At 61.4% G+C, this 17,760-nt stretch carries 9 protein-coding genes; 3 read left to right on the forward strand and 6 right to left on the reverse strand.

Translation table 11 applies throughout. The features are described 5' to 3' along the window. The first annotated feature begins 237 nt into the window (after positions 1–237). Complete coding sequence (locus tag ACGHEN_RS00240) at positions 238–6,858, forward strand: leucine-rich repeat protein (protein ID WP_390396320.1); 6,621 nt, start codon at positions 238–240, stop codon at positions 6,856–6,858. Between the two features lie 406 nt (positions 6,859–7,264). Here the strand turns inward: ACGHEN_RS00240 and gltA are convergent, their stop codons facing one another. From gltA to glmU, 6 genes are all read right to left on the reverse strand, one after another. After that, a complete protein-coding gene (gene gltA / locus ACGHEN_RS00245) occupies positions 7,265–8,674 on the reverse strand; it encodes an NADPH-dependent glutamate synthase (protein WP_006235794.1) in 1,410 nt (469 codons plus the stop codon). Next, positions 8,665–9,504 carry a sulfide/dihydroorotate dehydrogenase-like FAD/NAD-binding protein gene (locus ACGHEN_RS00250; protein WP_006235793.1) on the reverse strand — a complete coding sequence of 280 codons (840 nt, stop codon included), beginning with the start codon at positions 9,502–9,504 and terminating at the stop codon, positions 8,665–8,667. Before ACGHEN_RS00250 ends, gltA begins: the two co-directional genes overlap by 10 nt. A 373-nt stretch (positions 9,505–9,877) precedes the next feature. Next, complete coding sequence (gene pth / locus ACGHEN_RS00255; RefSeq protein ID WP_329738821.1) at positions 9,878–10,507, reverse strand: aminoacyl-tRNA hydrolase; 630 nt, start codon at positions 10,505–10,507, stop codon at positions 9,878–9,880. Between the two features lie 347 nt (positions 10,508–10,854). Then, positions 10,855–11,982, reverse strand: coding sequence for a hypothetical protein (locus ACGHEN_RS00260; RefSeq protein ID WP_390396325.1), 1,128 nt, complete (start codon positions 11,980–11,982; stop codon positions 10,855–10,857). Between the two features lie 455 nt (positions 11,983–12,437). Continuing rightward, positions 12,438–13,424, reverse strand: a complete 987-nt coding sequence (locus ACGHEN_RS00265) for a ribose-phosphate pyrophosphokinase (RefSeq protein WP_117800059.1) — start codon at positions 13,422–13,424, stop codon at positions 12,438–12,440. A 192-nt stretch (positions 13,425–13,616) separates the two neighbouring features. Continuing rightward, positions 13,617–15,029 (reverse strand): bifunctional UDP-N-acetylglucosamine diphosphorylase/glucosamine-1-phosphate N-acetyltransferase GlmU, encoded by a 1,413-nt coding sequence (gene glmU / locus ACGHEN_RS00270; RefSeq protein ID WP_390396328.1) that lies wholly within the window; start codon positions 15,027–15,029, stop codon positions 13,617–13,619. Between the two features lie 199 nt (positions 15,030–15,228). Between glmU and ACGHEN_RS00275 the strand changes: the two genes are divergently transcribed. Together ACGHEN_RS00275 and ACGHEN_RS00280 are read left to right on the forward strand one after the other, a co-directional pair. Continuing rightward, entirely contained in the window at positions 15,229–16,116 is an 888-nt protein-coding gene (locus tag ACGHEN_RS00275) for an energy-coupling factor transporter transmembrane component T (protein WP_390396330.1), read from the forward strand. Next, positions 16,116–17,759 (forward strand): ABC transporter ATP-binding protein, encoded by a 1,644-nt coding sequence (locus ACGHEN_RS00280; RefSeq protein ID WP_390396332.1) that lies wholly within the window; start codon positions 16,116–16,118, stop codon positions 17,757–17,759. Before ACGHEN_RS00275 ends, ACGHEN_RS00280 begins: the two co-directional genes overlap by 1 nt. Position 17,760: the final 1 nt, after the last annotated feature.

Below are 17,760 nucleotides of genomic sequence, written 5' to 3' on the forward strand. Positions count from 1 at the left end.
AATGGCCGCCAATCTAATGTCTCGATCTGTAACACCAGGCGGGGAATTTGACCTCTAACTGTTACAAATCGAGACAAACTGGCCGGCCGAGTCCAGAACCACCGCAAAGGTGCCTGTCCCCTTTGCGGTGGTTTGCGCAGGTAGAACGGTAGGTTCGTATATATGAACCTACCGTTCGCTTTGTTTTTGAACAACGATTACGCTGGATGACTTTTGGTTTGCAGGAAAGGAACGACCATGAGGTGGACTACTGCTCGAGCGCTTTGCCGACGGCTGACGGTTGCCACGGTGACCCTCGCGATGGTGACGGGTTCGTTTCCCGCGGGCGCGTTTGCTGAGGCCCTCAACACCGACGGCACTTTTGTGCAGACGGATAACGGCCAAGCAGCCGACGCCGCTCCCGCCGATTCGGCTGACGCCCAAACGTCAGACTCTGCTTCCGCCGACCCCGCGCCCGATGCCGGCGCTGCCGACCCCACGGTGCTCGATAACGGTGACACCCCTACGCCCCCGGCCTCCGAGATTGCATCGGCGGCGGGCCTAACGGGCGCCGGGCAGACCGAGAGCACACCTGCGGGTACGCTTGCCACCGATCTTGTCGAGGGCAAGGAGCTCGCCGAACAGCAGAAGCAGGAGGAGACCGCCGAAGCCGAAGCAACCTGGAATGAGGATCTTGGGCTCTGGATGACCTCGAAGGGCGCCACGGGCGTAAAGGACGAATACGACGATGGCTACGTGGCCGGCGAGCAGACCCCCGCGCAGTACTACTTCTCGATTGATAGCCTCACCAACGAAATTTCTATCGAGTATGGCGACGCGGGCATTACCACGTTGGAGGTGCCCTCGACCATCGACGACAAAAATGTCGTAAGCCTTACGGGTATGGGAAGCGCTGCGCTCACATCGATCACCTTCGCCCCTAATTCGCATGTCCGCTCGGTTGGAGGCTTGGGCGGCAGCAGCATCAAAGAGATCGCACTGCCCGATTCGGTCGAGGAGCTCAAGAGCTATGCATTCTACAAAAGCAAGACGCTCCAAACGGTAACCTGGCCCAACAACGCGGCCTTTACCACGATTCCCGAGCAGGCCTTTAAGGAATGTGAACAACTTGACGACAAGGTGGTGGCAACGCTGCCGACTTCGGTCAAAACTATCGACTATCTTGCATTCGCCTATTGCGGCGTGCCACAGTTCTATGTCTCGGACACAACAGTGCTCACCTTTACGCAGATCAATGTGCCGGGCACGGTGGAGCGGATTGAGCGCAATGCCTTTGACGGGTGCTCGCATGTGTCGTCGGTGACGATCGGCGACGGCGTTAAATATATCGGGGCGCTCGCGTTCGCCTCTCTTGATCCTGCGATTGCCGGCAAAGAGATTGTGCTACCCAAAAGCGTGGAAATGATAGAGTGGGGAGCTTTTGAGAACACGAGATACGGAAACGAGACGAACCATAATGCCGTTGCCCTGCGCGTGATGAACCCCGATCTTCAGTTTGGTGAGGCGGGCTATCCGGGCGACTATAATGAGCGCGTGACAATCGATGGCGTAACGTATGCGATTCCCTTTAGTGAAGGCCAGACCATCTATGCCTATGCGACCGATTCGGCTGGCAACCCCTCGATGGTCAAAAAGCTTGCCGATGCCGTGGCCGATCGCATGGACTCGGCCGACCCAACGCGTCCCGCCTATACCTTTGTGTGGATGGGCGAGGCCGCCCAGATCGCGGGCAAACTTCCCCAGAGCGCGACGGCTACACTCGTGCAGGCGGGGCAGTCCACGCCGCTGGTGGTTGGCGATGACGGCAGCTTTACAGCGGACGCTCTCTCCAAGACAGCAGCCACCCTGCGCATTTCGCTCAGCGGTTACTATGACATGGTGCTGGCGCGCCCGGGCGACCAGATGACGGGCACATGGAATATCGGAGAGATAAAGGCGGAGGACTTTACCAAGATTCCGGCCTCGCGCGCGATTGAGCTCAACGTGGCCTATCTCGAACCGGTCGCAGGCCAGGATAAGACCGAACGCATTGAGCTCGATAGTCTCAATAACATCGATCTGACGGTGAAGAGCGGCGGCAAGACGCTTAAGCCTGCCAAGGGTGACAAGGAAAACGACTTCCGTATCCAGGGCACAGCACTCGTGGTGTCGCAGGCCATTGCCGACGCGGACCAGGATCTGGAGATAACGCTCGAGCCCAAAGACAGCCTCAAGCTGGGTGGGGCGACGGCGACGGTGAAGCCTTCGGCCGGCAAGGTCGATATCGACTTGAAGCCTTGGGGCACGGCGACGGTCACGACCAAGGGCGACTACCAGGGAGCCAACCGCGTGCTGGTGTTCCGTACGTCCGACGGCAAGCTGGTCGCCGACGGCGTCACCTATTTGATGGGTTACGAAGACGATGGCACCACGCCTATCATGAAGGCCGAGACGCCGCGCCTTAAGGCCGGTTCGTACACTATCGTCGCCTTTAACAAGACGAGCTACGACATCCAGGCGACGAGCTATTCCACGTTTAGCCGCCTAGGGCTGACTGTGGGTAAGCATATCGCGCAAAAACAGGTGAAGATTGAGGACGGCAAGCAGCTCGACGTGACGCTCGACGTCCCCACGTTTGACGTGGAGACGTATCGTGCCGAGCGCGGGCTGACGGCGGGCTCGGTTATCGCTGATTCGTCCGCGGTCGTTGGCGCGGAGACCGAGCTGCGCATTCATTACGAGCTCAAGGACAGCCAGGCTGCCAAGATTGAGATTCCTCTGGCCAAGGATGCCGTCGAGGATGTGTCCGCAGGCGCTCGCGAAGCCGGCGCCAGCTCCGATGCCATGTGGGCTGCCACAACTTGGGAGGGCGACAACCTCGTTCTCGATATGAAGAAGAGTGCGGGCGCCGATGTGTTTGTGCGCTTTAAGCCTAAGGCCGCGGGCATCTATGCCGTCTCGCCGCTTATTACGCTGGGCGAGGTGACATTGCCGCTGGGAAGCACCACGCTTGAGGTTAGCGGATCGCGCATCGAGGTCGACAACACCGACGTTCACAGCCTGCTGGGCAATGTGGCCTACGTTTATGCAGCGCCGGGCAAGAGCGTGCAGCTCACCGTGGGGACGGGCTCGTCGGCTGCAAAGTACACCGGCAAGACCAATAAACTCGGCCGTGCCAAGATTGAATACGAACTGCCGCAGGATACGCTTGCCGCCGAGCGTGTGACGCTCGAAGCGCGCGTGGGCTCGACCGATGTCGCCGCCGCTGCCGCAGAGGTGACGGCTCGCAATTATGTGCGCTATGTTCCGGGTGCTTCGGTCTGGAACTTTGATGTGACGTATCGTGGCGGTACGCAAAACCTGGTCAAGGACGGCAAGGACACCGGCAAGGGCCTGTGGACCTTCCATCATCTGCCACAAAAGAAGAATGCCTACTGGACCTTTGACATCACGCTCGAGGTGGGAAACGAAGAGGCCGCCGACACGCTCGACCTGTACGTGGACTGCGTGGGTGGCAAGACGGTGACGATTCCTCTGACTCAAAAGTCGCGCGAGGGCACCCGCGTGCGCTATGCGGCGGAGTATGTGGACGAGGGTTACCTTAAGCTGCTTAATGAGTTTAACAAGGCGAATGACTCGACCTATGTGAACTGCGGCAACTTTGAGCAAATCTTTATGCCGCAGACCTACCGCATCTCCAATGCCCAGCTTATGACCATGCTGAGTTTTGACGCCAAAGCTTCGGCCAAAAAGCATTCCGCCGCGGCCGAGGAGCGCCAGCAGGAGTTCTCGAATGCCGTGCAGCAGTGGCACGAGTATATGATGGATAACTCGTTTAATGATGTCGACGAGGCCTTTAACGACGCGATTGACCAGATGGTCGCCGATGCGTTTGCCGAAGAGGACAAGGACGGTAAAGAGGATGAAGCCCAAGGTGGAGCTGCGCGTAAGGCTCGTCGCGCCCCTGCCGCCAGCGACGGCGAGGGTGATGGTGCTGGCAACGACGAGGCCGCGCAGTTTGCGGCTGAGCTCAAGGCCGCGGTCGGCGGGTCGTCGGCGCTGCTGACCCAGCAGGGCGACAGCTATGGCGTCAATGTGGACAAGATGATCTTTGAGGATGCTTACGGCACCAGCGAGGATTGGTATCAGGAACTCGCGGCGGCCCAGGGCGCGAACGCTGCGGATGCGGCCGCCATCAAGGAGCTCGTCGACCATGCATCGCGAGCGGAGTTTATTGCCCAGCAGGCCGAGGATCTGGTGGGCCAGTCGATGGGTATCGGCCAGCTCAACCAATACGGAAGCTGGAATGACGCAACCGCTGCGGCGCTCAACAAGTGTGCGGGCATTAAGGCCAGCGAGTACAACGGCCAGTCGACGAGCGGGTTTAACGATTTGGGCCAGGTGCTCGGCAGCTCGCTGAGCTACAAGGCGGCTGACGACGATACCGTCAAGGGCTTTAAGGTCGCCGCGCCCGATGGCGAGCAGACGGCCTATATCGAGTCGGAGTTTATCGAGAACTCCAATAACAACAAGAACCAGGCGCTTCTGTTTAACTCGATCGCCATGCAGTGCGACATTCTGGACAACCTGTACGACAACTGGAATGTGGTCCATAGCCTCAACAACTCCAAGGTGCGCGGATGGCTCATGGCCTGGAAGCTCAACGGCGACGTGAGCGCCCATATGAAGCTCATCCGCACGATCCGTTCGCTCAAGAGCTATAAGATCGAGTGCGAGATGTTCGGACAGGTCTTTAAGACCGACGCGTGGAAGGCGGCCGGTCAGGCGTTTCCCGCGGCGACCCAGGGCATCGGCATCTTTACCGGCATTTACGGCGTGAACGATGCCAGCAAGAACTGGGAGAACGTGAACGTCCGCATGCAGAAGGTGAAGGGCGAGCGCGAGGGCTATGAGCTTCAGCATACGCGCTTGCTTGCCAAGCCCGAGAAGACCGAGGACGACTGGAAGTGCATTTACGCGCTGCGTGACGCCATGGAGAAGGCGCGTGCGTTTGAGGATCTGCTGTATCGCCAGCTCTGCCACGATAGCACCGATGTGGCAGTGGGCTCCATTATGACAATCGCCGGCGTGCTGACGGCCGGTTCGGCGGGTACCGTGGTGGGCGCTGCCTATGATGCGGCTTCGACCAGCGTAGGTTCGGAGCGCGCGATTAAGCTGACCAATGCCGAATGCGCCTACGATGTTGCCTGCGAGCAGGTGGAGCGCGCGTGCCAGAATCGCATTACGGTCAACTGGGGCGAGCTGACCGATGCCGAGGTCTACAAAGCCAACAAGGACGGCTTGATCTCGGACGAGAAGATGCAGTCGATCTTCGAGGCGCGTTACCGCAATGTGGCTGCCAAGGCTGCACCCGACCCTGCGGGCGTGGTGTACGAGGGCCTGCTGTCCAATACGGTTGAAGGCGCGACGGTTGAGCTGTGGAGCGCCGACAATGCGGCCGGTACCAATGCGGTGCGTTGGGATGCCGAGGAGTATGAGCAGGACAATCCGCTTGCAACGGGTGCGGACGGCGCGTACAACTGGAATACGCCGACCGGCTGGTATCAGGTGCGCGTGACCAAGGACGGGTATGAGGAGGCGCGTTCGGCTTGGCTGCGCGTGCCGCCGATTCAGACTGAGGTGAACATTGGCTTGGTGTCGACGGCGGCGCCCGAGGTGGCCTCGGCCCATGCCTATACCGATTGCATCGAGGTTGAGTTTGCGCAGTATATGGATGCGAGCGACGATGCCCTGGTCGCATTGCGCGCGCAGGGCTTGGGCGACGTGACGTATACGTGGCTCGACAAACAGGACGATCCCAATGGCAAGCCGCTATCGCGCGTGCTGCGTATTCGCTATGCCGATGCGCGTGAGGCGGGCTCGACGGTGGCGTTTGAGCTCGACGGTGCTCGCAACTACGCCGGCACGGCCATGGCGCGCTGGGCAAGTGGCGAGCTTGTCGTGGGCGTTCGTGCCGACAAGCTCAAACTCAACGTGGAGCAGGCCGTGACCATGCTTGATGGCAGTGACTTTGAGCTGGTGGCGCACGTGACCGATAAGGCGGGCAAGCCGTTTGCGGGCGCCAAGGTTAGTGTTGGGCTGGAGTCCTCGGCTATCTGCTCTGTCGATGCCACCCAGGCCGTGACGGGCGAGGACGGTGCGGCGACGTTTGTGCTGCATGGTGCTCTGCCCGGTTTGACGACGTTGACGGCGGCGGTGGGCGGCACGGCGCTGTCCAAGCAGGTCGACGTTCGCGTGTCTGCCGAGGCAGTGCGACCGGCGCGACCGGTGGCGACGATTGGTGCGACGACGTTTGGTGCATGGTCGCCCAAGGAGAACTACATTACGGTGCCCAAGGGCACGAAGCTGGAGCTTTCTGCCGAGGATGGCACGACGATTTGGTACACCACCAACGACACCTGTCCCTGCCGTGACGAAGACCGCGTAAAGTACACCGAGCCCATTGCGCTCGATAGCAACATGTATGTGCGCATTGCGGCGCAGCGCCCTGGCATGTCGTACAGTGAGTATTCCGAGCGTCTGAACATTACGATTACGGTGACCGATGAGGCGGTGCCTGAGCCGACGCCCGATCCCGGTCTGAAGCCAGAGCCCGAGCCGACGCCTGGCGACGGCGAGCAGGGCGGCGGTGCGGATGGCTCTGGCGGCACCGGGGTACCTGCGGGCGGTTCGACTTCGACGACGACCACGGTGACGACGAACAAGTCCAAGGGTAAGGGCGAGAACGGCAAGAAGTCCGGCGGCACGGAGCTCGCCAGCACGGGTGACTCCACCGCGATGACGGTCGCCGCCTTGGGCATCGCCGGCGCAACCGTTGCCGCGGCCGGCATCGCCGCGACCAAGCGTCGCAAGCGTTAGGTTTTGGCGACAACGCCCATTCTCGGCTTTTGCAAGATCTCAATCTGTAACACCAAGCTGCCCAAAACGGCTCTAGATGTTACAGATTGAGATGAACTGCTCGGCCGCCAACCTAACGTCTCGATCTGTAACACGTAGCGAGGAATTTGGTCTCTAACTGTTACAGATTGAGACAAACAGGCGGATGTTCGCACAATATCTTGATCTGTAACAACTACAAGGCTCAACAGGGTCTAACTGTTACAGATTGAGACAAACGCTGGAATTGGTTTGCCGACCAGGCCCCCAACCACCACAAAGGTGCCTGTCCCCATCGTGGTGGTCGGGCGGCTGGCATAGAAAAAAGTCCCCGCCGGGCGTGTGCTCGACGGGGACTTTGCCGTTTGGTGGCTAGCGCTGTAGGTGATTACTCGCCCAGCAGGCTCTTGGTGATCGAAGCGGCGGCCTTCTTGCCGGCGCCCATCGCCAGAATGACCGTAGCGGCACCGGTGACGATGTCGCCGCCGGCCCAGATGCGGGGATCGGTGGTCTGGCCGGTCTCCTCGTCGGCAACGATGTAGCCCCACTTGTTGAGCTCCATCTTGCCGCCGATCTTCTTTGCGAAGGGGTTGGCGTTGGTGCCGATAGCCGAGATCGCGACGTCGCAGGGGATCTCCTCGATGGCGCCCTCGATGGGCACCGGACGACGGCGGCCGGACTCGTCGGGCTCGCCGAGCTCCATCTTCTGGACCTTGACGGCGCACACGGAGCCGTCCTCGCCAGCGACAAACTCGAGCGGGGAGACGAGCGGCAGAACCTCGACGCCCTCGGCCTTGGCATGGTGCAGCTCGGCGCGACGGCAGGGCATCTCGTCCTCGGTACGACGGTAGGCGATGATGGCGTGCTCGGCGCCCAGGCGCTTGGCGGTACGGACGGCGTCCATAGCCACGTTGCCGCCACCAAAGACGACGACGTTCTTGCCATGCTTGGTGGGGGTGTCGTACTCGGGGAACTTGTTGGCCTTCATCAGGTTCACGCGGGTGAGGTACTCGTTAGCGAAGAAGACGTTGGGCAGGTTCTCGCCGGGGACGTTGAGGAACTTGGGCAGGCCAGCGCCGGTCGCCACGTAGATGGCGTCGAAGCCCTGCTCGAACAGCTCCTCGGCCGTGGCCATGTTGCCCACGACGGAGTTGTACTCAAACTTGACGCCCATGTCCTCCAGGCCGTCGATCTCGCGCTTGACGACTGCCTTGGGCAGACGGAACTCGGGGATGCCGTAGACCAGCACGCCGCCGCCGGTGAAGAATGCCTCAAAGACGGTGACGTCAAAACCGTTACGGGCGAGCTCGCCGGCGCAGGTGATGCCGGACGGGCCGGAGCCGACGACGGCAACCTTCTTGCCGTTCTTGGGGGCCATCTTGGGCGTGGAGGCGAGCTCGGGGCGGTCACCCAGGAAGCGCTCGAGCTGGCCGATGGCCACGGGCTCGGACTTCTTGCCACGGATGCACTTGCCCTCGCACTGGTTCTCCTGCGGGCAGACGCGGCCGCAGATGGCGGGAAGCATGGAGTCCTCGCGGATGGTATCGAGAGCGCCGCCGAAGTCCTTCTCGCGGATCTGCTCGATAAAGCGGGGGATGTTGATGTTGACGGGGCAGCCCTCAACACAGAACGGCTTCTTGCAGTTGAGGCAGCGCTCGGCCTCGGCCAGCGCCATCTCCTCGGTGAAGCCCTTGTCGACGGGGCGGAAGTCGCAAGCGCGCTCGGCAGCCGGCTCCTCGTTATCGGGGGTGCGGGGCGACTTCATATCGGCAACGAAACGACCGTTAACTAGTGGCATGCGCAGCTCTTTTCCTCATAGGCCTTGAGGGACTCGCCCTCTTCGGAACGGTAAGCGGCCTGGCGGGCACGAAGGTCATCCCAGTCGACCAGGGTGGCATCGAAGTCGGGGCCGTCGACGCAAGCGAACTTGGTCACGCCGCCCACCTCGACGCGGCAGCAGCCGCACATACCGGTGCCGTCAACCATGATGGGGTTGAGCGACGCGGTGATGGGGGTGTCGTACTTCTGGGCGGTGAGGGTCGAGAACTTCATCATCGGAACGGGGCCGACGCAGAAGACCTGGCTCACGGCCTTGTCCTGCAGCAGGCGCTCCAGCGGAGCGGTGACAACGCCCTGCTCGCCGTAGGAACCGTCGTCAGTGGTGATGTGGATGTGGTCCTCGTCGAGGAGCTCACGGAACTGGTCCTCCATGAGCAGGAGGTCCTTGGTGCGGGCGCCCATGATGGCGTGGACCTCGTGGCCGGTCTCGACCAGGTGCTTGGCGACCGGGAAGGCAATTGCCAGGCCGACGCCGCCGCCAATGACGGCACAGGGGCCCTCAGCCATCTCGGTGGGAACGCCCAGCGGGCCCACGACGTCGCGCAGCGACTCGCCGGCCTCGTAGGTGGAAAGCATTTCGGTGGTCTTGCCGATCACCATGAAGATGAACTCGACCCAGCCCTCGTCACCGTTCCAGCCGGCTAGGGTAAACGGGACGCGCTCGCCCGTCTCGTTGGCGCGAACCATGAGGAACTGTCCAGCGTGCGCATGCTTGGCGATTGCGGGCGCCTCGATGCGGAACTTGAACACCTTCTCCGAGAACTGCGTCTTCTCCAGGATCTTATACATAGAACCCCTCTCTTGTTAGGGCTGCCGAACCGTGCCTCCACGGAAATGGGCGGTAGCCCGAATAAAACCGTACGTGCACAGGCGTTGTGCAGACATACGGTGCAAATTATACCCTCATGGACATGTCACTTACGTGTGTCTTCGGCGGTTGGGAGCAGGGTTTATCCACTTTGGCCTACCAAATAGGGGCAGGTTTATTTTGGTCAGTTTTATCGGGTAAAACGGCAAAGGGGGCCGGCCTCGCGCTTCGTTGAGGCCGGCCCCTTTGGGGTGTTATGCATGTATGGTGGCAGCGCGTTTATTGCGATGTGTCGACTGCGGCGTTTCCGCAGGTAAAACCTGTCAAAATAAACCTATCCCTAAATGATAGGTTTTAGTGCTTGCCGTTGGCGGAGGCGGCGCCGTTGACATGGTCGCGGGCATAGACCACGCCGTGCACGATCGCCAGGCCGGCGGCGTCGGCCGCGCGGGCGCAGGTGTCCTGGAAGTCCTCGGCCTCGCGGGCGCGTAGCTGCTTAAGCACGTAGTCAGCGACGGCCATCTTGCCGGGAGGGTTGCCGATGCCGGTGCGGATGCGGCTGAAGTCGCGGCTGCCCATCTTGTCGATGATGGAACGCAGGCCGTTGTGGCCAGCATGGCCGCCGCCCACCTTAACGCGCACGTCGCCGGCGGGAATGTCGAGCTCGTCGTGGATTACGAGCAGCTCCTCGGCCTTGATCTTGTACTCGCGGCAGAGCTTGGAGATGGGACCGCCCGAGGTATTCATGTACGACTGTGGCTTGACCAGCACAATCTGGCGCTTGCCGCCCTCTTCCTCGGGGTCGTTGATGTTGATGAGCGCGACCTCGGCACCGGCCTGGTTTTTCCAGTACGTGACGCCGGCCTGACGGGCCAGCTCGTCGATTGCCTTAAAGCCGGCGTTGTGGCGGGTCTCGGCATACTCATCGCCAGGGTTGCCAAGTCCGGCAACCATGCGAATCTTGAGCGGCTGTGCAGCTGCCATGTGCTTCCTTTCGTCGATTTGTCGCCTGCTATGGTGAGCGACCCCGTTGCTGCTGTCAAATGGAGGGTGAATGAGGCTGCATGAGGGCGTTGGACAGTCGTCAGAAGCCGGGGTGGACAGTTAGTTCAGATTTGTATAAACCAAGAGGTCTTCGACTGCCAAAATTGGGACCGCGGAACTGCCACGGCGCTTTGGAGAGCACATTTTGCGCTATTTCAGATCTTTCGAGTCTTCAAATGAGGTGATTGGCGCCGGAATGGCGGCAAACTACCTCGATATTAGCCGTCTGTTTATACAAATCTGAACTAACTGTCCAGCCATGCTAGGTAACACTGGGTAAAAGTCTTTTAGACCGGCGCGAGGCCGATTCCGGCCCGCAGGGCGTTGAGCCAGGCGGCCTGACGCTTTCGATAGCCCTTGATGCGATATCGGAATCGGACTCCCGCGAGTCGATGCATCGTTTGTGCGAAGGCTTCGAGTGCAACAAGGTCCTTCATTTGGTCACGATTGATAACCAGGACGTGGATACCCATGGCTTTAAGGCCATTGTTACGATTGCCATCGTGGATGCGGGCGTTTTGAAGCTCATGTCCAATTCCGTTGTATTCGTTGTCGACTCCAGCGGCCGGGCAATATAAGTCGCAGATGGCGTAGGGGATGCCCGAGGACATGTTGACCGCAAGGGTGTCGAAATCGACACGATAGTTGAGCAGTAAGCCTCCCATGGGCAAGCTGCAGCACCCGAATCCGCCAAAGCGCATGGGTGCGCCCAGGACGGCGAACATCAATGATTCCGCTGGGGATGCGGATCCGGCCCGGGCGAGTTTGACAGCCGTACGAAATGAGGCGTAGGAACTGCTTTTGGCAAATCGTGCGACTGCCTCGAGCTCTTCGATGGTTGTGGCGGGTTCGCATTTGTAGTGTGCCTGTTCGTAGCGGGTTTCGGCTTGCTTTTCGGGTGTCGGTTGGTCGCCCTGGCAATCGAGGCCGTCCATCGCTTCGAAGCCGTTGGCCTTGGGCCATGTGTCGTCGTAGGCGATGGGGTAAGTTGCCTCGGGCGGAAGTGAGTAGGTTCCGAGCAGCTCCATGAGAAGCATCAAGGTTTTGGCAACTGATTCATTTTTGGAACAAAGCATGGCCGTCATGGCGGGGGACGTTACGTAGATGTCGGCTTCGATGTGCATGATCGCACCTTGGGGAAGAGGGGCGGTGATGGTGTGCTGGAGGAGCCGTCCGTCGGGCCGTCTGTTGTTGCCGCCCGCAACAAAGAGATCTAGACACTCGGAGTCATCTTCGCTCCAGGCGTCAAGTATTGCAAGGGCCGCAAAGTCTATGGCGTCCTTGTTGGGAACGCAACCTTCGAGGGATTGTGTCTGTTGCTCGTCATCGATGACGTCCCAGGGAAGGGCGGAGTACGCCCGTCGAGCGCGGCGAATTGCGCGGAGGGCGGAAAGATGTGAAATCACGGTCGTCATAGCTATAAGGTACTAATCCGTTGGCGAAGTGATACTGCCGTATCGGTCTTTTCGCTCAAAGGGGTGTCGCGCGCCGCGGGCGGTAGCGTGATCATGTGGAATGCCTTGAAAAAGTGGAGAATGGAGCGATGGGCTGGCCTTGGAGGCATCAGCTGAGGTGGGTGTTGGACAGTTATTTCAGATTTGTATAAGGCGACCGGGGCGTATTGCCGTTGTTGAAGGAATCGGTGGGCAAAATGGGGCCAACGGCATGGTGAAGAGATCCATAGGCGGAGGGATCGAACGGAATTATGCCGGCAAGAGCGCTTTCGACGTATTAAATGGCCCAAACGAATGCCTAAATTAATACAAATCTGAACTAACTGTCCATGGCGGGTTGTCGAGGGGTAGAAAAAGGGTCGGAAGCGAGCCTCCGACCCTTTAAAAACACCAAAGATGATGCGATGCACGCTGGATTACAGCGCGAAGTCGCCGCCGACGAGCGTGGAGACGGGCTCCTCGTGGTAAACGGCGGAGATGGCCTGAGCGAACTCCTCGGCGACCGAGATGGTCTTGATCTTGCCGCCGACCTCGACGGGGATGGCGTCGGTGACGACGCACTCGACGATCGGGGCGTCGTTCAGGCGCTCGATGGCCGGACCGGAGAAGATACCGTGGGTGGCGCAGACGTAGATGTCGCCGGCGCCCATGGCCTTGAGCTCCTTGACGTTGGCGCACAGGGTGCCAGCGGTGTCGATCATGTCGTCGTTGATGATGCAGGTCTTGCCCTTGATGTCACCGATGATGCCCATGACCTCGGCGGCGTTGTGGCGCGGACGGCCCTTGTGGGCGATGGCCAAGTCGCAGCCGAGCATGTCGGACAGCTTCTTGGCGGCCTTGGCACGACCCACGTCGGGGGAGACGACAACCAGGTTGTCGGTGTCGAAGTGCATGTCGTTGTAGTACTGGCCAAACAGCGGCAGTGCGGACAGGTGGTTAACCGGGATATCGAAGAAGCCCTGGATCTGACCCTGGTGCAGGTCGAGGGTGATGATGCGGTCGACGCCGGCGCGCTCGAGCAGGTTGGCGACGAGGCGGGCGGTGATGGGCTCGCGCGGGCCGGCCTTGCGGTCCTGGCGGGCATAGCCGTAGTGGGTGATAACGGCGGTGATGGAGCGGGCGGATGCGCGCTTGGCAGCGTCGGTGGCGATGAGCAGCTCCATGAGCATGTCGTTGACGTTGCCGCCGGCCACGGACTGAATCAGGAAGACGTCGGCGCCGCGGACGGTCTCGTCGTAGCGGGCGTAAATCTCACCATTGGCGAACTGCTTTAGCGTAAGGCCCGAAAGCTCGACCCCAAGGTACTCAGCGATCTTCTGAGCGAGGGGACGGTTGGAGGAACCGGAATACACGCGGATGGACTTGCGCATATTCTCCGACTTCTCGGGATCATTAATCGGCATTACCCTTCTCCTTTATACATCGAATGCCATATAGATGCCTTTTTGCATTGTAACCGTGCGGCGGGGTTATTCGGGTCTTGATAACGTCTTTACCGTCAACGGACACGAACCGACCACTCATCCGGTCGCGCAGGTCACGATAGAAAAAGGAGCCGTCCCCATGGAACAGCTCCTTAGATGCTTGGTAAAACGTTATACCTCGTCGTCCTCGTGCAGGCGGCGGCGGTAATCGGCGGCCCAGCCCTCAATATTTACCTGACGGGCGCGGCCCAGTCCGAGCGCGTCTGCCGGGACCGGCTCGGTGATGACGGAGCCGGCAGCCACGAGCGCGCCGTCGCCGATCTGGGCGGGCGCGACCATCATGGTGTCGGAACCGATGAAGGCATCCTTGCCGATGACGGTCTTGTGCTTGTGCACGCCGTCGTAGTTGCAGGTGATGGAGCCCGCGCCCACGTTGACGCCGGAGCCCATGGTGGTGTCGCCGATGTAGGACAGGTGCGGAACCTTGGAGCCCTCGCCGATCGTGGACTTCTTGATCTCCACGTGCGTGCCGGCCTTGGAACCGTCGAGCATGTGGGTGCCCGGGCGCAGGTAGGCGCGCGGGCCGCAGTCGACGCCGTTCTCGATGACGGCCTCGATGGCGATGGTCTCATCGATGGTGCAGCCGCTGCCGACGGTGGTGTCGGTGAGGCGGCTGTTGGGGCCGAGCTGGCACTCCTCGCCCACGGTGACGTGGCCGATCAGGTGCGTCTGCGGCCACACGACGGTGTCGCGGCCGATGACGGCGTCGGGGCCGATCCAGGCCTGCGTGGGGTCGATGAAGGTAACGCCCTCGGCCATCCAGTGCTCGTTGATGCGGTCGCGCGCGATGGCGGTGAGCTGCGCGAGCTGGATGCGGCTGTTGACGCCCAGGCCGTCGCGGTAGTCGTCACAGTGGAAGATGGAGACCGCCTGGCCGTGACCCTTGAGGATTTCGAGCATGTCGGGCAGGTAGTACTCGGACTGTGCGTTGTCGTTGCCGATCTCGTTGATGTGGGCGGCAAGCTGCGCGCCGTCGAAGGCGTAGCAGCCGGCGTTGCACTCCAGCAGCGTGGCGGCCTGCTCGGGCGTGCAGTCCTTCTGCTCGATGATGCGCTCGATCTGACCATCGGCGCCCAGCTTGATGCGGCCGTAGCCAAAGGGATCGGGCGGGGTCATGGTCATGACGGTGCAGGCGAGCTCGCCGGTGGCGACGGTCTGCGCGAACTTGGCGACGGTGTCGGCGGTGATGAGCGGCAGGTCGCCGTTGAGCACGACGACGGGGCCTTGCGTGATGCCGCAGGCCTCGAGCGCGACCTTGACGGCGTGGCCGGTGCCCAGGCGCTCGGTCTGCTCGATGCACTCGACCTTGGTGGCGCTGTTGGCGTAGGCGCCATCGATGAGGGCGCGCATCTCGTCGGCATGGCTGCCGATGACGACCACGACGCGGCTGCAGCCGGCCTTGATGGTAGCGTCGACGATCCACTGAACCATGGGCTTGCCCAGGATCTTGTGCGAAACCTTGCAGTGGTTCGACTTCATGCGGGTGCCCTCGCCGGCGGCGAGGATAATTGCGGTTGCGTCCATGTGATCTCCTGTTACGTTATAGAGACGTGTGTTTGGAAACGATACACGGCGCAATATGATACCGCAGGCATATGATGAGCGCGTAACGATTGATGCGCGGCAGCTGAGGCTTGGGCCGCTGGTGTGGTGTTTGCGCTGCTTGCGGGCGGTGCCGGCAGTGCTTCGGCGTCGGTGATTTGGCGGGAGGGCGGGGATGCCTATGGACAACATACGAGAGGGTTCGGGCGCCGAGCCCGTGGGGGCATTTTCGATGTCGCATCCGGCAGTTCCGGCGCTCTACATGGTGCTGACGTTGGGGCTCACCATGTTCTCGATGCAACCGGTGTTGATCGCGCTGTCGCTTGCGGGTGGGTTGGCGTACGGGTTTGCGACGCGCGGTGCTGCGCGCACGTTGGGGGCGCTTCGCTGGCAGCTGCCAGTGATTTTGATCATCGCGGTGCTCAATCCGCTGTTTAGCGCCTCGGGCTCGACGGAGCTGTTTCGTATTGGCATGCGCGCGGTGTATCTGGAGAGCATGGTTTACGGCCTGTGCATGGGCGGGCTGTTTGTGGCGAGCGTGCTGTGGTTTGAGGCGGCGGCGTCGATGCTCGAATACGACAAGGTGCTCGCACTGTTGGGCAACGCCGCGCCGGTGCTCGCGCTCATGATCTCGATGTGTATGCGGCTTATCCCGCAGTTTTTGCGCCGCGGCCGTACGGTGCTGGCGGTGCAGGACGCGATCGATGTGCCGGGGCGTGCGCCCGCCGATCCCGTGCGATCGCGCCTGCGGGCGTCGAGCGTGCTGATGGGCTGGGGCATGGAAGATTCGCTTGAGCGCGCGGATGCCATGCGCTCGCGCGGGTGGGGTGCTGCGTCGCGCCGTACGACGTACGCGCGGTATCGACTGGGACGCAGCGACGTTGCCGCGCTGGTCGAGCTCGCGCTGTTTGGTGCCGCCGCGGTGGCAGTGGCATGGACCGCGACAACGCAGTATTCGTTTTACCCGCAGCTTTCGGTGCCCGCGCCGTGGCTGGGCTATGTTGTATACGCGGCCTGGATGGCGCTGCCCTGTGTGCTGCACGCGATTGACGAGAAGAGGTTTGGCTGATGACCCGGTTGGACGGAAGCATGATGGCGGGCATGGTGTGCGGCTCGGATACGCCGGCGATTGAAGCGCGGGGTCTGCGCTTTGCCTACCCCGGGGCCGAGGCGCCGGTGCTCGACGGGCTCGACTGGTCTGTTCCCCAAGGGGCGTTTGCGCTGCTGGTAGGTGGTACGGGGTCGGGTAAGTCAACGTTGCTCTCGCTGCTCAAACCCGAGATTTCGCCGACGGGCGAATGCGCTGGCGAGCTGCGCGTGCTGGGCGAGAGCGTTGCCGACATGGATGTTCGGGCGTCCGCGGAGCGCGTGGGCTATGTGTTTCAGGACCCCGAGAACCAGATCGTGTGCGAAGCCGTGTGGCACGAGATGGCGTTTGGTCTGGAAAACTTAGGCATGTCGCGCGACGAGATGCGCCGTCGCGTGGCCGAGACCAGCTATTTCTTTGGGTTGGAGGATTGGCTCCACCGCGATACCGATACGCTTTCGGGTGGACGCAAACAGCTGCTGTCGCTGGCGGCTGTGCTGGCGTTGCGCCCACGCGTGCTGCTGCTCGACGAGCCCACGTCCCAACTGGATCCCGTTGCCGAGAAGAGTTTTCTGCATGCGCTGTTCCGCGTGAATCGCGAGCTGGGCTGCACGGTTGTCGTGGCAACGCATCAGCCACGTCCGATGCTCGAATACGCGACGTGCGCGTATCGGATTGAAGACGGACGCGTGTGCGAGGTGGCCGATATTGCCTCCCTGGGGCATCGTGAAGAGCTGTTTTCTGGCGAGGCGTCAGGGTGGGGTGCCTCGCGGCGTGCAAAAAACGGAGTTTTCAGCAGCGCCAGTGGCCAGCTGGGCTCTTTGGACCCGCGCGCGGGCGCTCCGGGTGCAGAAAAATGGCTGAAATCGGACAAATCGGGTGAATTTGAGGCGCAAATACTGCCGCAGGGTGACTCGGGGGCGCCATCGCGCGCCGGTGGATGCCGAATTCTCCCAAAAATGCACGCTGGGTCGGCTACCACCCTGGCAGGGAGCTGGTTTCGCTACGATCGGGCGTCCGGCTGGGTGCTGCGCGGACTCGATGCGTCGTTTTCGGCAGGCGCGGTGCATGCGGTTGTGGGCGGCAACGGTTGCGGCAAGTCGACAATGCTTTCGGTGCTGGCCAAGACGGTCAAGTTGCAGCGTGGGCATATGGAGCGCGGGGCTGCCTCGACGGCACTGCTGCCTCAGAATCCCAAGGCGTTGCTGGTTGCCGAGACAGTGCGCGATGAGCTGATGGAATGGGCTTCGACCTGCGGGTATGACGAGGGCGCGGCCCAGGAGCGCGCGGCGCAGCTGGGATTGGACGGCCTGGATGGGCGCCACCCGTACGATCTTTCGGGCGGGCAGCGTCAACTGCTTGCGTTGGCAAAACTGCTTCTGATTGGCCCCGAGCTGCTGTTGCTCGATGAGCCCACCAAGGGTTTGGACCTGACCAGCCGCCGCATCATTGCCCGCGCTCTGCGTGACCATGCAGAGGCTGGCGGCACCGTCATCATGGCCACGCACGACCTGGATTTTGCCGAGCAGGTTGCCGATGACATTGCCATGATATTCGACGGTGAGATTGCCTGCATGGAGCCGCCGACCGACTTTTTTGCCGACAACGTGTTCTACAGGGCGTGAT

Origin of the sequence: Collinsella sp. i06-0019-1H4 (assembly GCF_042849575.1) — a bacterium.
GTDB lineage: Bacteria > Actinomycetota > Coriobacteriia > Coriobacteriales > Coriobacteriaceae > Collinsella.

Coding starts and splice junctions, on each gene's coding strand:
- ACGHEN_RS00240 (WP_390396320.1), top strand. CDS start 238: ATGAGGTGGACTACTGCTCGAGCGCTTTGCCGACGGCTGACGGTTGCC.
- gltA (WP_006235794.1), bottom strand. CDS start 8,674: ATGCCACTAGTTAACGGTCGTTTCGTTGCCGATATGAAGTCGCCCCGC.
- ACGHEN_RS00250 (WP_006235793.1), bottom strand. CDS start 9,504: ATGTATAAGATCCTGGAGAAGACGCAGTTCTCGGAGAAGGTGTTCAAG.
- pth (WP_329738821.1), bottom strand. CDS start 10,507: ATGGCAGCTGCACAGCCGCTCAAGATTCGCATGGTTGCCGGACTTGGC.
- ACGHEN_RS00260 (WP_390396325.1), bottom strand. CDS start 11,982: ATGACGACCGTGATTTCACATCTTTCCGCCCTCCGCGCAATTCGCCGC.
- ACGHEN_RS00265 (WP_117800059.1), bottom strand. CDS start 13,424: ATGCCGATTAATGATCCCGAGAAGTCGGAGAATATGCGCAAGTCCATC.
- glmU (WP_390396328.1), bottom strand. CDS start 15,029: ATGGACGCAACCGCAATTATCCTCGCCGCCGGCGAGGGCACCCGCATG.
- ACGHEN_RS00275 (WP_390396330.1), top strand. CDS start 15,229: ATGGACAACATACGAGAGGGTTCGGGCGCCGAGCCCGTGGGGGCATTT.
- ACGHEN_RS00280 (WP_390396332.1), top strand. CDS start 16,116: ATGACCCGGTTGGACGGAAGCATGATGGCGGGCATGGTGTGCGGCTCG.